We start from the raw sequence: 14152 nt of genomic DNA, 5'->3' as shown, positions 1-14152 counted from the left end.
GATTGACAAATACCTCGCTTACGGTAACGTAGGTTACGTTAGCGTAACCGAGGATGTGAGGCAGATGACAACACCAGAGGAAGCCGCCATCGAAACGAACCAGTCGCAGCAGCGCGATGCGGTCGCGCAGGCGCGGCAACGCGAAATGCGCGCGAAGGCGAAGGCGATCCGCGTCAAGGCACAGGCGAAGGCGGACCGGATCCGCAGCACAGCGGATGCGAAGGCCGAACACAAGCTCGCCAAAGCCGAAGCAAAGGCCGCCAAACTCGAAGGAGTCAGCGTCCCGCAAATCGCGAAAAAAGTCCGCCTGGACGTCCACGGCAGGCCGAAACCGCTCATGCGCGGCTGGCTGCACGCCTTCGCTTCCCCACTGTCCTTGGCCGCCGGGATCGTCCTGATCTGTCTGGCACACGGCACCGGCCTGAAATGGGCGTGCGCCGTGTTCATGACCTGTTCCCTCGTGCTGTTCACGAATTCGGCGGTCTACCATCTGGGCGATTGGTCGCCCAAAGTGACCAATGTGCTCAGGCGCATCGACCACGTCAACATCTTCCTGCTCATCGCCGGCACTTACACCCCGGTGTCCTTCGCCCTGCAGCCGCGTATGCGTGACCTCATCATCGTGAGCATGTGGGTGTGCACGGCGATTGTCATGATTATCCATGTCATCTGGATTAACGCGCCACGTTGGCTGTATGTGCTCGTATACATCATCTTCGGAGTCTCCGGGGCCGCTTACATGGGCTTGTTCTGGATTTCCCCGGCGGCGGGTCCTGCAGTCGTGGTATTGATTGCCTCCGGCGGGCTGTGCTACATTCTCGGCGCGATTGTGTACGCCCTGCGCAAACCCGACCCGTGGCCGAAAGTGTTCGGATTCCACGAGATCTTCCATCTCGGCACCATCGCCGGGTACACCTGCCATATGGTGGCGATCTACATGGTGATCTGCAATCTGCGGTGATTGTGCCATCTGGCGTATTTCACGCCGATGTGCGAGCCCTCCGACCTATCAGACGCGTGCCTGACATGCCTTCACGGCACGTAGAATCGGACGATTGCCGCATCAACCGCATCAAGAAACGTCAAGATATGGTTGTGGCCCGACACGCGACTCACGTGCCGGGCCACAACCATATTCACTTCCATCCGCATTCAACGCAGCGGAACGAGGGGCGTGACACCTCCCAGGGTGACACGCCCGAAATCTCAAGCCTTCAGCGGCTCCGCCGTCTTGATCGTCACGGAAATCTGACGTCCCGTCGGCGTCGAGTACGAGACCGTGTCACCGGCTTTGGCGCCCATGATCGCGGCGCCGATCGGCGATTCCGGGCTGATGACGTCGTAATCGGTAGCCACCGCGATATCGCGGGAGCCCAGCACATACGTCATTTCCTTGCCGGCGAGCTCGAGCGTCACCACTGAGCCATTGCCGACCGTGCCTGCCTTCGGGGCCTGAAGAATCTTCGCATTGCGCAGCTTGACGGTCAGCTCGTTGATGCGGCCCTCGTTCTTGCCCTGCTCCTCGCGAGCAGCCTGGTATCCGCCGTTTTCGGACAAATCGCCTTCCGCACGCGCCGCGGCGATACGTTCGGTGATCTCGTCACGATACTGGCCCTCGCGGTACTCGAGCTCTTGCTTCATCTTGTCGTATGCTTCCTGCGTGAGCAGGATCGTCTTCTCTTCCTCGGCCATTGTTACCTCCTGACCTTGATGGATTGCACCGCCCACGAGCACGTGCGCGAGGCGGCCATGTCATAAAAAAGCGCCGGCGACCACCGGCGCCTGAAAAGGATGCGTGTCAGCGCGTCGAGATGATGTCGATGACGAACACGAGGGTGTCCTCTCCCCCGATGCCCGCCTGCGGAACGCCCTGCGAGCCATACCCGTAGGATGGCGGAATCGACACCACGAGACGGGAACCGACATTATGACCGGGAACCGTCATATCCCATCCGCGAATCACCTGGCCGACGCCGATACCGAAACTCGCCGGCTGATGACGCTCAAAACTCGAGTCGAACGGGGTGTCCTTGCCCCAGACCACACCGTGATAATTGACCGTCACCGTGTCGCCACGGCGGACCATCGGGCCGTCGCCTTCCACGATTTCGATTGACTTGAGCCCGACCGGCGGTTTATCCGTCGGGAAAGCGATTGCCGGTGTGGCGCCGAACTCAGCGTTGACCTCGGGCATGTTGCTGACCATGCTTGCCTCCTTGATGACGTATCTGTGCATTCCGCCGCCCCCGTTTGACACGGGTCGCCGGCGTAATGCCACTGAAACAATGTCACTTAGATTAGCACGCTTCGTGACGCTTCGCAGGGCATGACCGCCGGTACGAGGTTCACTGGTCAGCATTCGACGACATTCACCGCAAGCCCGCCTTTTGCAGTTTCCTTGTATTTGGCCATCATGTCCTCGCCGGTCTGTTTCATCGTGCGGATCGCCTGGTCAAGGGTGACGATATGCGAGCCATTGCCGAGCATGGCGATACGAACCGCGTTGATTGCCGTATTCGCTGCCACGGCGTTACGCTCAATGCAGGGGATCTGTACCAATCCGCGAACCGGGTCGCAGGTCAGGCCGAGATTATGTTCAATGCCGATTTCCGCGGCGTTCTCTACCTGCTGGACGGTCCCGCCGATTACCTCGCATAATCCCGCGGCGGCCATCGAACACGCTGAGCCGACCTCACCTTGGCAGCCGACTTCGGCGCCCGAAATCGACGCGTTGCGTTTGAACAGATACCCGATCGCCCCTGCAGTGAGCAGGAAGCGGACGACGCCGTCCTCGTCGGCGCCATCGACGAAATGCCAGTAATACTCCAGCACAGCGGGGATGATGCCTGCGGACCCGTTGGTCGGTGCGGTGACCACTCTGCCGCCGCCGGCGTTTTCTTCGCTGACAGCGAGCGCGAAGAGGTTCACCCATGCCGCATCCGAGGATTCCAAGACGACATCGATGCGATGGTGGCTGCGCCGCAGCACATCGCCCGTGGACATGAGCAGACGGTACATGCCGGCTGCACGACGGGGCACGTCAAGACCGCCGGGCAGCACCGGCTCGTCACTGCTGCATCCGGCTTGCACGCACTGCCCCATGGCTTCCCAGACGGCAAGCAGCCTGGAGCGCACATCGGCCGCCGGGCGCACTGCGGTTTCGTTCGCCCAGATAACGTCGGAAATCCGTTTATGCTCCCGTTGGCACAAAGTCACCAGCTCGGTGCAGGTGTCGAAATGGTATGGGGCCTTGTCCGGGAATCTGGTGGTCTCTTGTTCATCCGCATCGGCGAATGCCGTGTGTTCAGGCGGACGGTCATGAATACCGATCAGCGTGTCTTCTGGGCTGCCTTGTGCGATGAATCCGCCGCCGATCGAATACCACACCTGTTCGTCCAGCAGATTGCCTTCCCTATCGAATGCCTGGAATCGCATACCGTTGGGATGCGCGGCGAGACGCTGCCACTTTTCGAAGACGATGTCACTGTCCGGATCGAAAACGATGCGCCTGCCGCCGGGCAGGTCAAGACGCCGGCTGCGAGCGCATTCCTCACGGGCGTGGAGCAGATGCGCGGTGTTGACCGTATCGGGCATGCTGCCTTCAAGCCCGGCGATGATTGCGCGGTCAGTTCCGTGGCCGAGGCCGGTCAGGGACAGCGAACCGTACAGGACCGTCCTGACGCGAGCGACCTGGTGCAGGATTCCCGAGCCACGCAGCGAACGGGCGAATCGGCATGCGGCCTTCATAGGACCGACCGTGTGCGATGAACTTGGGCCCACTCCGATGGAGAACATGTCAAGCACGCTGAACAAGCCGTCACCTCCGAATTCGATATCGCAATGCGGGTAGGCATCCGCATCGTTGTCTTTGCACACCCCGCCGACGGGAGTCCGTCGACGGGCAGGTCGATCTGTCAAGCGGGGGTTGCTGGGCGGACTCAACCCATGTATTCGCTCAATAGAGTAGCGCGGCCATATGTACGACGAAAAACACGCCGAACGCTGCGAACAATATGGTGCAGGCGAACAGGCCCCACACCCAGGTGCGCAATGTGGCGAGACGTTCGCCGAAAGCGGATGCGCAGAAGAATGACGCCAGTCCCACGGCGGCGCAATTGAATGCGATGGATCCCAGCTGCGCCCCCGCCAACGCGGCATGGCCGAGCGGGACGATAATCGAGTTCAGTACGGCGGCGAACACGAAATATCCCCACATGCCGAACAACACGAGGCCGAAGAGGGCGGCAATCACCGGACGCCACGCCTGCGGCGCTTTCTTCGAGACTTTGCCTGCCGCCCACAACGCCGCGAATCCGACCGTATAGGCGAACACGACCGACAGCAGTCCGGCGATCGCGGACCATGGCACGAGCGCCAACGAATGGTAGGACATGCCGGTGTACAGCGGCGCGCAGAGTATCTCTCCCAAGCACAGCGCCAGCGCTACGATGACCGCTTGGGCGAAGATGAGCGGGACTCGACGGTTGCCGTCGCGGGTTGGAGTGTTCGTCTGCTTGACCATGATGTTCCTTTGCTGCATACACATTGACCGTACGTGTTTTGAACGGTTATCCGCCACTATAAGCGTCGCAGGCGGCAAACTCGAATGTGACTGCATCCGTGACTCGTTTCGCGGCCGATGCGGGTCACGTGACGGATGCCGGCAGATGCTGGCAGCGAGCGCCATACCCATGCCGGTTCCTTGATAGATTTGCGACGCTCATGTCTCGCGAGACACCGATAACCGTTCTGGAATTGCGCCATGAGGGGCGATCTGCCGCCGCGTGTGGCACTATGGTGTTCATTTGCAAGGGCGGTAATCATGGTCTTCGTGATGTTGACCTTGGTGTCGTAATTGCCGTACTGGAGATTTCCGTAACGCCCGGCGTAATCCCGTACGTACATATGTTGAGGTAGAGGACGAGTCGGAAACGGCCGAGGAGACCACGTGCTGATCGTCGCTTTCACGCTGGTCTGCCCCACTTCGGGACAACTTCGCGCGGCGACCAGCTGCCTGTCTCGTGCATTGTCGGTCTCGCCGGCGGATGCCTGTACCGGGACCATGGCGATGATGGCAAGAACCGGTACCCGTGCCGTCCGACCGGCGGGACCAGCGCATCAACGCGCCTACCGCCACCAGCCATATGAGATTCGCCATCACAACTATGCCCGTTCTCCCCCATTACTGCGGCAGCGATTGCAGCAGCTGTCCCTAGAACACTCTTATATTGATGCTGAACATTCATCACAGGCTCCTTTGCCTGGATGTAATGCTTATGTTTAACGCATCCCTGCGTGGTTCCCAGTATACCTACATCTTGGCGATTACCATGGTCTTGGCGATTTTATCGGCGAAAGTCTGTCCACGGCCATCCCACAACGGCCAGAAAAATCCGATGCCGAGAGACACGATATCAGCAAGATGCGCGAATTCCCTCAAACCCATCCTGCTACCCGATATCGGCATTCCTGAGTCTTGGTCAACGACTTGAAGCCGCATGATCCGGTGACCCCAGGACTGCCCATTACGCGTGGACAAGGCTGAGACGATACCGCAGGACAATAGACAGAGACAGTCAATCCAAGTCTCTGCGGTCCCCCCTGGCGAAGACCTACCGAACAGCAACGTCCCGATGAGCTGCGACATCAGCGATGTCGGCAGCACAATGCGAAGAAAATACGCTGCGGCCCTGCGCAGCCATAAAGCAAACATCATCGTCTCCTTTCAAGGCAACTCGATGCTTTTATTGTATCCATGTTCTATGATTCTTATTCGATATCGGAGTGTGTGGCGGCATCCGGCGATATCGGCCGGGACGTATGCACGCGGGATGGCGCCGATATCAGATGAGGCGCACGCGAGCGCCGGCATCGATATAGGGCCGGACGCCATGTATCCGATATCGATAGCGGACCCCTCGGCACCCGGGGACTGCCGATCGGCAGGGTGTCTCCCGGGCGCTGATATCGGCCACCGGTCCGGCGGGCATACCGGTCTGCGCGATATCGATGGACACATGGCGACCCGCGATATTGACTGCAGGCTTGCCACAGTTGTGGGCACGCGTGCGGACCACGGAGGGCAGTTCCCGGGTCGCTTTGATTCCGGCTGTGTTTCCGGGCTGTGCATAGGACGATATCGGGGTGACGTCATCGACCGTCGATATTGGTCACCGCAGTGGGGTGTCTGATATCGACGGGGTTGAGGCACGGCATTGGAGTGGCCGGACGGGCGCCGATGTCGGGGCGTGCAGTGCCGGCGCGGCGATACCGATGCCGGACGTGTTCGTCGATATCGGTCACAAGGGATACCGCGATATTGGTGTCCGGTCCCGGCGCGGAACGGGGACGATGAGTGGATCCGGCGCACGGGCGGCCTGGCGTGCCGTGAATCCGGTGTCGGCGGCGGTTCAACGCAGTGGGAATGAGCGTGTCCATGGGGCGCCAAGGGCGGACGGCAACGTCGTCCGTCCGTCTTGCGGGGTTACCGATAGAGGTATTTTCCTTGGTCGATTTTTCTGGAGATTTCGCGTAGTTCCTTCGCCGATCTGCGGTCTTCATCGTTGCCGTGTTGCATCCGCGCGGCCTTGGCGTCCAGATGATGCTGGGTCGCCGAGTATGAGAGAATCCCGAGTATCAGTATCAGGACAATGACGAGAAGCCATTTCATCGGCTACCCCCGTGTCCAACTCCGAACAATGCCATGCATGCCGCCTGTTGCCTGGCGGTTCCCCAGACTCCTACCCCTTTGCAGGAGTCGGGCGTGGGGATCCAGTGGTCGTAGCATTGCCCCTGGTAGTAGAAATCGCAGCGGATGCGGGCTACCGGTCTCAATGGCGCTTCCACCGCCGAGGCCAGTGGCGCTGCGGATATCAGACCTAGCGGCATGATTGCATCGCTGATGGCCGCGAGTATTTTTCGAATCATGATGGCTCCCCTTGTTTCGTTCACTGGTTTCTGCCGTGGAACGATATCAATTTAGCTTTCCGAAGTAACGTATGGGTGAATACCGTGTCGGCCCTTATCCGTGTTCCGGAGTCTTCCGATTTCGATGATGCGATAAGTGTCCTTCGTCGGTCACAGTTCTTGGTGGTGCAGTCGCGTTGCATGTATCGCCCGGCCGCGGCGACTCGCGATATCGGTGTTCCCGACCCTGCGGGTGTGTGGCGGCATCCGGTTGATATCGGATACCATGCGAGGCGACATCGGTTTCCCGATCTTGCGGCCGCTTGTCGTATCGTTCGCGGCGGCGGCCTGGGGCCGGGGCGGCGTGGCAGGCGGCTGGCATGGCGACTTTCCCCCCACGAAACAACGGAAGCAGTGGCCTGTCCGATACGGTAACCGGTCAGGCCACTGCCTCCATGGGTCTTGTAGTGTTACTGCTGCCTGTAGTACAGGATCTGGTATCCGATCATGCTTTCACAATGCTCGGACGGCGTGATGGTCACGGTCCTTTCGCTTGCTGTGCCATCAGTGTCGATGATCAGGTTGGACTGGTTCACCTCGTCGGGCGAGCATTGCAGGAGCCCGTGTTTCGAGGCGCCGCCGACGGTGAAGTCGACGTCCGCGCTGCCCTCGCCAATGCAGTAGGCTGTCAGCTGGTACTTGCCCGCCGGGATTTGCACATCCTCGACGTTGCGCAAGATCGCCGGCTCGTGCGTTCCGTCCGCGCCGATGCGGTAACTGGGCGTGGCACGTGTTTGCACCGGCACCTGTGTATTCCCCTGGTCTTCCTTCTGTCGGTCGAGGGCGGTGAGCGTGTCGTCGAGGTAGTGGTCGATCGCCCGGGCATAGGATGCGGGGAACTTCGGTGTCGCCGCCGTGTTCGGTGACCGTTTCGTGGTCGCGGTCGTAGTCGCTGAGGGGCGCAGCATAGCGGTATCCCGCGTCGTGAGCGCGACCGTCAGGGCGACCGCCGCGGCGACAACCGCGACCGCCGTAAGGATGATCCAAACGGTCTTAGCGTGTCTGTGGTCGTTTCTCCCCGTTGCGATTTTGATGTCCATGACAATCTCCTTCGACTGCACTGAATGGAACCTTGCGATATCGACAATACGCGCCCGACAAAGCAAAGTAAAGGATATCGCCGATATTCCATTTGATGGCGCGCCGAGGATGATAACCGTTGTTCACAGCGATGGCCCGGCCACAGAGTCGCCCGTCCTGGCGTGGCGTGTCGGGTGAGGGCGTGTCGCCGAACAGGAGACGCGCCTGCAGTTCGTTCTCCCGGTCAATCATGGCTTGCAAGGCCAGGCCGGTCCACGCGCGTTCCTGCACATGGAGGATGATTTCTTCGGCGCCAAACCGGTGTCTGGATCAGCGGCTTCCCGCCGCCGCATGTTGGGTGCCCCCTGCGGGACTCGAACCCGCAAGCCAATGGCGATGGATTTTAAGTCCACTGCGTCTACCAATTCCGCCAAGGGGGCAACTGTTCCATGCTAGCATGCAGGCAGACCGGGCGCGGCTGAGACACGCGTTTCGCGTCTTGCCACGCCAGGCATCGGCGACGGTGGCACGCCGTTCAGTGCGAGGCGAGCAGACGACGACCGTAATCGAGCACGATGCCGTCGAGCAGCCCGTGTTCGCTCGCGACGAACGAATCGATGGCCTTGCCGTGGTCCTCCAGCGCCGCCTGCGAGACACGGGCGAGCACCCGGCTCCACACCAGCGCGCCGCCGCCGACCACATCGATCCTGCCCGGGTGAATGGTCTTGTACATCCGGCGCTCCTCGCGCGTCATCCGCAAGAACCGGTCATCGACCGTATACGCGTCCTCGAGTGAAAGCCGCCTACCATCAACCGCGGAATGGTCGTATTCCTTCAGCCCGATGGCGAGCGCGGTCATCGTGGTCACAGTGCCCGACACGCCGATGATGGTGCGGGTCTTGCCTGCCGGGACCGTACGGAAGGCCTCATCGATATGCTCGTCGATATCGGCGACGGCCTCGTCGATCTCCTGCTGGGTCGGCGGGTCGGTGTGCAAGTGACGTTCGGTCATGCGCACCGAGCCGATGTTCATCGAGAATGCAGCCTGGACATCGGTTTCACTCTGTTCGTCTCCCCCGCCGAGCACCAGCTCAGTAGATCCGCCACCCAGATCGACCACCAGATATGGGGGTTCGAGCTCACCGCGCGGGACAACGCTCGTCGCTCCGAGGAAGCTCAACGCCGCCTCTTCGGTGCCGGGGATGACTTCCGGCCGCACGCCGAGAATGCGTTGGATCTCGTCTTCGAATTCCGCACGATTCTCAGCGTCACGGGTCGCGGACGTGGCGACGAAGCGAAGCCCGTCGACCGGATGCTCGGCCAGGATCTGCGCGAATTCGCGCGCCGCCGCGTACACGCGTTCAAGCGCTTCATCGGCGAAACGATGGGTTTTGTCCACGTCCTGCCCGAGCCGGACGACCCGCAGGACGCGCGGGACGATATCCTCATACCCGTTGGCGTCGACCCGCGAGATTTTCAGCCGGATGGAATTGGTGCCGCAATCGATGCCGGCAACCGTCACCGACTTGCCTGTGCCGCCCTGCTGTTGCGATGCAAGCTGTGTCATGCTGTTTCCTTTCCCTGTGCGCCGACTTACGCTGTCGGCGGATGCGATTTCGGCGCGTTCCCGCGCGTACGAGACTACCGTTCCTGCAATAATCGCTCGATCTGCTCGTCGTCGACGACCGTGGTGCAGCGGCAAACCGTGGGGCTGAACTCGTCGCGGATCCGTTCAAGGGTCATATCGCCGATCGGGTTGGCGCCATGGCCCATGACCAGTGTCTGGGCGAGCAGCGCATGGAGGCATTTGACGCGAGTGGGCATGCCGCCGGCGCTGATGCCCGCGATATGCTCCTCGCTGTCGCCGAGCCGTTCGGCGAGCTCGTGCCGAAAGACAAGATATCGTTGGTGTGCGAGGGCGTAGGCTTGGTCCAGCTCGGCGTCTTCACCCAACCGCTCGTTGAGTTGTTTCATGACGCCTGTGGCTTCGACATGGGACACCGCCTTGACCGCTTCAGGGCTCGTCAGGTAGCAGGTCGTGGGGAACGGGATGCCGCCAGGCAGCAACGGCCGGGTCAGCACCGCCAGCGGACGGCCGCACACGCAACGAGCGCCGACCGCGACCATGCCGCGCGGAAATCGGCCAAGCTGCACGTTAACCGTCGCGATGTCCTTGGCTGTCGGCGGCTGCGCCATGAGGCGGTCAAGCAGCGCGCGAGCCTCCTGCTCAAGCTGCTCTCGCTCGAGCTGTTGCGTTGGGGTTGCACTCGCCGGTGTCATCGGATGATGTTCCTCCTGTGGTGTGTGTTGCGGTTGTGATGTGGTTTCGTGATGTCGTAGTACGTCCATGGTGTGTTGTCATGAGCCGGCGGCGTGCAAGTCCGGGCATCGGCGGGATTGGACCCTGCTTCCGGTCTGCCATCTGTCGGCCCCCTTTACTGGGATGCCGACGGCGAAGACGAATCGGATGCGCTCGCCGAAGGCGAAGAGCTGGCGCTTGAGCCCGAGCTTGGCGTCGAACCCGATTCGCTGCCAGAAGAGCCATTCCCGCTCGACGAAGACGATGATGACGAGGACGAGGATCTCGACGGGGTGTCCGCCTGCTGGAACGCGTAAGCAAGTTCCTTGTACCACGGCAGCGTCGTCTGCTCATCCTGCGCGCTTGAAGTGCCGCTGCTCTTCGAAGTAGTCGAACCGGTGACCGCCTCGGGATGTTCGACCCGGACCGAAACCTCCCCCGGGAACACGAATCCAAGACGTTCTCGCGCCTGCGCGGTTACATACGCCTTGTCGTCCCAACGAGCGATATCGTTCTCCAAATCCTGCTTCTGCGCTTCGAGCGTGGCTTCCTGCTTTTTCAAACCATTGAGTTCGGAGAGGTTCAACGCGTAATCATGAAAAGTTGACACCAGCTGCATCAGGCCGATGATCACGATGATCACCGCGATAAAGAACGAGACCGGTCCGCTGTTCCTGCGTGTCTTGGCGGTCTGCTGAGTGCGCTGACGCGCCGGTTTTCGCGAACTGGTTGTCATACTGACGAAAATACCCGCCGCATTCGACTTGCGAACACGACGGGTATTGCGTAATGCGCGGCACGTCTAGGGACATGCCGTCAGCACACTGCCGGTGAGGCTAGGCTCACTTGGCGATGTACTTCTTGCAGGCTTTGAAGGCGCTGTAGCCGGCGTACTGGGCTTCGGAACCGAGCTCGTCCTCGATCTCCAGCAGGCGGTTGTACTTGGCGATACGCTCGCCACGGGCCGGGGCACCGGTCTTGATCTGGCGGGTGTTCTTGGCGACCGCGAGATCGGCGATGGTGGTGTCGGAGGTCTCACCGGAGCGGTGGGACACCATGGAGGTGTAGCCGTTCGCGGTGGCCAGCTCGATGGCGTCGAGGGTCTCGGTGACGGAGCCGATCTGGTTGAGCTTGACGAGCAGGGAGTTCGCCGCACCCATGTCGATGGCCTTCTGCAGACGAGCCGGGTTGGTCACGAGCAGGTCGTCGCCGACGAACTGCAGGCGATCGCCCAGGCGCTTGGTGATGGCCGCCCAGTCGTCCCAGCCTTCTTCCTGGAACGGATCCTCGATGGAGACGATCGGGTAATCGTTGATCAGCTGCTCGTAGAAGTCGAGCATGTACTCAGCGTCACGCTCGCCGCCTTCGAAGTGATACTTGCCTTCCTCGCCTTTGCCGTAGAACTCGGAGGAAGCCACGTCGAGGCAGATGCCGATCTGCTTGCCAGGCTCATAGCCGGCGTCCTGGATGGCCTTCATGATGTAGTCGAGCGAATCGCGGTTCGACTTCATCTTCGGAGCGAAGCCGCCCTCGTCGCCAAGACCAGTGGACAGGCCGTCCTTCTTCAGCTCGTTCTTCAGGGTGTGGTACACCTCGACGCCGGCGCGCAGGGCCTCATGGTAGGTGTCGAATCCGTACGGGGAGATCATGTACTCCTGGATGTCGGTGGCGAAGTCTGCGTGAGCGCCGCCGTTCATGATGTTCATGTTCGGAACCGGCAGGATGTGGCCGTTGGTGCCGCCGATGTAGCGGTACAGCGGCAGGTCCGCGGACTCTGCGGATGCATACAGCGCGGCGAGGGACACGCCGAGGATGGCGTTGGCGCCGAGCTTGCCCTTGTTCGGGGTGCCGTCGAGCTCGATCATCGTGTCGTCAAGAGCACGCTGATCGGCGGCATCCATGCCGATGACCTTCGGAGCGATGACTTCGTTCACGGCCTTGACGGCGTTGAGCACGCCCTTGCCCTGGTAACGGGACTTGTCGCCATCGCGACGCTCCCAAGCCTCTGCGGCACCGGTGGAGGCGCCGGACGGAACCAGGCCGCGGCCCTGTGCGCCGTCTTCGGTCTCGAGATAGACCTCGACGGTCGGGTTGCCACGGGAATCAAGGATTTCGCGCGCGTATACGCTTTCAATTGCTGCCACAACTACTCCTTTTGCTCAGGTTGTGATGACACTGTCAAGGATAGTGGAATTGTTGGACGATATCGCCGATTTCACTCACTGTTTCCTGTGAGCGTTCACAGCCGGCACGTGCGCTTCATGATGACGCACCACCGCTCACATCCCGATCTGCGGCGATCCACATGGTTGTGACCCATTGCGGGATGAGGCCGCTCGACTGCGCATCAGGTTCGCAGCGTCCGAGCGAACGATCCGAGGCAGCGTCATCGTGGCGCATCGGGCGGATCGACCCATCATCCTGCCGGACCAGTGTGACGAGCTCGGCGGCACAGCTGTCCAGATGCAGCGCCTTCGGGCCATCGGCGACCTGCTCGACGAACTCGTCGTCAACATCCTGCGGTACGGCGACCGTGATGGCGGGTACGCGCTCAGTGTCGGATGCCGAGGCGACGATATGACCATCGCTTTGTGCAATACGGTAGCATCCGGGGCCGGTGCTCCGAAGGAATCAGAAGGCCGGAAATCAGGGGTGGACGAGGTTCGCACGGTACCGGGCGTGACTACGAGCCGCTCTTCGAACGGCTCTTCGCGAGCTGCCATGGAAGGTTCCGCGGATGGCACGGCCGAATCGGGAACACGGCTGGGATTGCGCGGGCACGCCCGGCTGATCGAGCATCATGGCGGGTCGATGACGTGGGATCAGGCCAACGGAAGCTTCAGCCTTGAAGCGGTGGTTCCGTTGCACGATGATGCCCGGTGATGCCAGTGAAGCCGTTCGCGGCGACCATCACCGACAACCGGTTGCACTCGGGCGTGTGCCGGCGGCAGTGGGTTCGGCCGCCGGCCCAGGCATGGTTGCCATCATCAGATCGTGCGCGAATACTCGACGATACGCCCGGTAACGTCTTTGAGATAGTCGATCGAACGCGACCAATCGCCGGGAACCTCGATGGAGTGGTTGGCGTCCGGGTACGTGCACACCCGTTCGGTGAGCAGATGCGCCTTGGCATCATCGAAATACGGGTCCGCGGTTCCCGCGCAAATCAGCGGTTTCGGCGCGCGCTCCGCACCCGGCAGCGGAGCTGGGATCACCGACTTGTGCACGTCGAAGGGCGGCGGGTTGAGTACTGGGGTCAGCAGCGCGACATGCAGGCCTTCCCTTGCCGCATGCGGGAAGGACAACGTGGACAAGGATTTCGTGACTACCAGCAGCTTCGGAGCGGAGTCCGGGGTGAGGGAGGAAACGCTGGAATCGGCGGAAGCGTTGGAACCGGCGTCAGCAGCGGAATCCTGTGCATCGTCTGTGTCGCGATTGTCTGACGCATGTTGCGCGGCGATGGTTGCGCGGGCGACGGATTTCGCCTTCCACACGTCGATGACGCGTTCCATGCAGGAAATCATTTCGGGGAATTCGACGTCTTCGGTCAGAGTGAGCGCGAGCCGGTCAACGTACCAGCCCTCGGCGGCGAGCGCCTGCGACGCCCAGTACAGCAGCGGGCGATCGACGGTATAACCGATGCCCGGCATGATCAGCGCATGCTTGACGGTTTCCTCTGGTTTGACGCGGTTCTTGCCCCACGGAGTGAGCGCGGGGATGACGTTGCGCCATTCGTTCATGGATGGCATGGTGCTCTTCGTGTTGTGTTTCATGGCGCTTCCAGCTTCGCGCGACGCTTCGACAGCGGCGGTGTTCTGCGACGGCCGGCTCCTATGAACATCCGCTATCCGCGGCGTGATGCGACCG

15 protein-coding genes and 1 tRNA gene are annotated in these 14152 nt (G+C 61.3%); 2 read left to right on the top strand and 14 right to left on the bottom strand.

Annotation, left to right across the window (positions count from 1 at the left end; translation table 11 throughout):
- Nucleotides 1-64: 64 nt before the first annotated feature.
- Nucleotides 65-961 carry a PAQR family membrane homeostasis protein TrhA gene (gene trhA / locus CQR48_RS03985; protein ID WP_101452076.1) on the top strand — a complete coding sequence of 299 codons (897 nt, stop codon included), beginning with the start codon at nucleotides 65-67 and terminating at the stop codon, nucleotides 959-961.
- 245 nt (nucleotides 962-1206) lie between these two features.
- On the opposite strand, the gene CQR48_RS03980 is transcribed toward trhA, so the two are convergent.
- From CQR48_RS03980 to eno, 13 genes are all read right to left on the bottom strand, one after another.
- Nucleotides 1207-1692, bottom strand: coding sequence for a GreA/GreB family elongation factor (locus CQR48_RS03980; protein ID WP_015450375.1), 486 nt, complete (start codon nucleotides 1690-1692; stop codon nucleotides 1207-1209).
- A gap of 106 nt (nucleotides 1693-1798) precedes the next feature.
- Complete coding sequence (locus CQR48_RS03975) at nucleotides 1799-2206, bottom strand: FKBP-type peptidyl-prolyl cis-trans isomerase (protein WP_015450374.1); 408 nt, start codon at nucleotides 2204-2206, stop codon at nucleotides 1799-1801.
- 146 nt (nucleotides 2207-2352) lie between these two features.
- On the bottom strand, nucleotides 2353-3813 hold the full coding sequence (locus CQR48_RS03970; protein ID WP_101452203.1) for an L-serine ammonia-lyase: 1461 nt from the start codon (nucleotides 3811-3813) through the stop codon (nucleotides 2353-2355).
- 142 nt (nucleotides 3814-3955) lie between these two features.
- Nucleotides 3956-4522: a hypothetical protein gene (locus CQR48_RS03965; protein WP_015450372.1), complete on the bottom strand. Its 567-nt coding sequence runs from the start codon at nucleotides 4520-4522 to the stop codon at nucleotides 3956-3958.
- A 789-nt stretch (nucleotides 4523-5311) separates the two neighbouring features.
- Nucleotides 5312-5713, bottom strand: a complete 402-nt coding sequence (locus CQR48_RS03960; RefSeq protein ID WP_101452202.1) for an RDD family protein — start codon at nucleotides 5711-5713, stop codon at nucleotides 5312-5314.
- Nucleotides 5714-6484: 771 nt separating this feature from the next.
- A complete protein-coding gene (locus CQR48_RS03950; RefSeq protein ID WP_015450354.1) occupies nucleotides 6485-6670 on the bottom strand; it encodes a hypothetical protein in 186 nt (61 codons plus the stop codon).
- A gap of 706 nt (nucleotides 6671-7376) precedes the next feature.
- Entirely contained in the window at nucleotides 7377-8006 is a 630-nt protein-coding gene (locus CQR48_RS03945) for a hypothetical protein (protein ID WP_101452074.1), read from the bottom strand.
- Nucleotides 7960-8277, bottom strand: coding sequence for a hypothetical protein (locus tag CQR48_RS09000; protein ID WP_143252473.1), 318 nt, complete (start codon nucleotides 8275-8277; stop codon nucleotides 7960-7962). The genes CQR48_RS03945 and CQR48_RS09000 overlap by 47 nt, the downstream gene beginning before the upstream one ends.
- A gap of 68 nt (nucleotides 8278-8345) precedes the next feature.
- Nucleotides 8346-8426, bottom strand: a tRNA-Leu gene (locus CQR48_RS03940).
- Nucleotides 8427-8521: 95 nt separating this feature from the next.
- Nucleotides 8522-9553 (bottom strand): Ppx/GppA phosphatase family protein, encoded by a 1032-nt coding sequence (locus tag CQR48_RS03935; protein WP_101452073.1) that lies wholly within the window; start codon nucleotides 9551-9553, stop codon nucleotides 8522-8524.
- 74 nt (nucleotides 9554-9627) lie between these two features.
- Nucleotides 9628-10266, bottom strand: coding sequence for a DUF501 domain-containing protein (locus CQR48_RS03930; RefSeq protein WP_101452072.1), 639 nt, complete (start codon nucleotides 10264-10266; stop codon nucleotides 9628-9630).
- Nucleotides 10267-10421: 155 nt separating this feature from the next.
- Nucleotides 10422-11021, bottom strand: a complete 600-nt coding sequence (locus tag CQR48_RS03925; protein ID WP_101452071.1) for an FtsB family cell division protein — start codon at nucleotides 11019-11021, stop codon at nucleotides 10422-10424.
- Between the two features lie 106 nt (nucleotides 11022-11127).
- Nucleotides 11128-12429, bottom strand: a complete 1302-nt coding sequence (eno, locus tag CQR48_RS03920) for a phosphopyruvate hydratase (RefSeq protein ID WP_033493101.1) — start codon at nucleotides 12427-12429, stop codon at nucleotides 11128-11130.
- A gap of 247 nt (nucleotides 12430-12676) precedes the next feature.
- On the opposite strand from eno, the gene CQR48_RS03915 reads away from it, so the two are divergent.
- Nucleotides 12677-13168: a hypothetical protein gene (locus tag CQR48_RS03915; protein ID WP_101452070.1), complete on the top strand. Its 492-nt coding sequence runs from the start codon at nucleotides 12677-12679 to the stop codon at nucleotides 13166-13168.
- A gap of 104 nt (nucleotides 13169-13272) precedes the next feature.
- Here CQR48_RS03915 and CQR48_RS03910 read toward each other — a convergent pair whose 3' ends face one another.
- Complete coding sequence (locus CQR48_RS03910; RefSeq protein WP_180335109.1) at nucleotides 13273-14058, bottom strand: hypothetical protein; 786 nt, start codon at nucleotides 14056-14058, stop codon at nucleotides 13273-13275.
- Between the last annotated feature and the right edge of the window lie 94 nt (nucleotides 14059-14152).

The organism is Bifidobacterium thermophilum, assembly GCF_002846655.1.
GTDB classification, from domain to species: Bacteria; Actinomycetota; Actinomycetes; order Actinomycetales; family Bifidobacteriaceae; genus Bifidobacterium; species Bifidobacterium thermophilum.
Note: the sequence above shows the minus strand (reverse complement) of the source record. Positions and strands in the feature narration are given on the sequence as shown.

Excerpts from the sequence above, each read along its gene's own strand:
- trhA (WP_101452076.1), top strand. The coding sequence starts at position 65 with ATGACAACACCAGAGGAAGCCGCCATCGAAACGAACCAGTCGCAGCAG.
- CQR48_RS03980 (WP_015450375.1), bottom strand. The coding sequence starts at position 1,692 with ATGGCCGAGGAAGAGAAGACGATCCTGCTCACGCAGGAAGCATACGAC.
- CQR48_RS03975 (WP_015450374.1), bottom strand. The coding sequence starts at position 2,206 with ATGGTCAGCAACATGCCCGAGGTCAACGCTGAGTTCGGCGCCACACCG.
- CQR48_RS03965 (WP_015450372.1), bottom strand. The coding sequence starts at position 4,522 with ATGGTCAAGCAGACGAACACTCCAACCCGCGACGGCAACCGTCGAGTC.
- CQR48_RS03960 (WP_101452202.1), bottom strand. The coding sequence starts at position 5,713 with ATGTTTGCTTTATGGCTGCGCAGGGCCGCAGCGTATTTTCTTCGCATT.
- CQR48_RS03950 (WP_015450354.1), bottom strand. The coding sequence starts at position 6,670 with ATGAAATGGCTTCTCGTCATTGTCCTGATACTGATACTCGGGATTCTC.
- CQR48_RS03945 (WP_101452074.1), bottom strand. The coding sequence starts at position 8,006 with ATGGACATCAAAATCGCAACGGGGAGAAACGACCACAGACACGCTAAG.
- CQR48_RS03935 (WP_101452073.1), bottom strand. The coding sequence starts at position 9,553 with ATGACACAGCTTGCATCGCAACAGCAGGGCGGCACAGGCAAGTCGGTG.
- CQR48_RS03930 (WP_101452072.1), bottom strand. The coding sequence starts at position 10,266 with ATGACACCGGCGAGTGCAACCCCAACGCAACAGCTCGAGCGAGAGCAG.
- CQR48_RS03925 (WP_101452071.1), bottom strand. The coding sequence starts at position 11,021 with ATGACAACCAGTTCGCGAAAACCGGCGCGTCAGCGCACTCAGCAGACC.
- CQR48_RS03910 (WP_180335109.1), bottom strand. The coding sequence starts at position 14,058 with ATGAAACACAACACGAAGAGCACCATGCCATCCATGAACGAATGGCGC.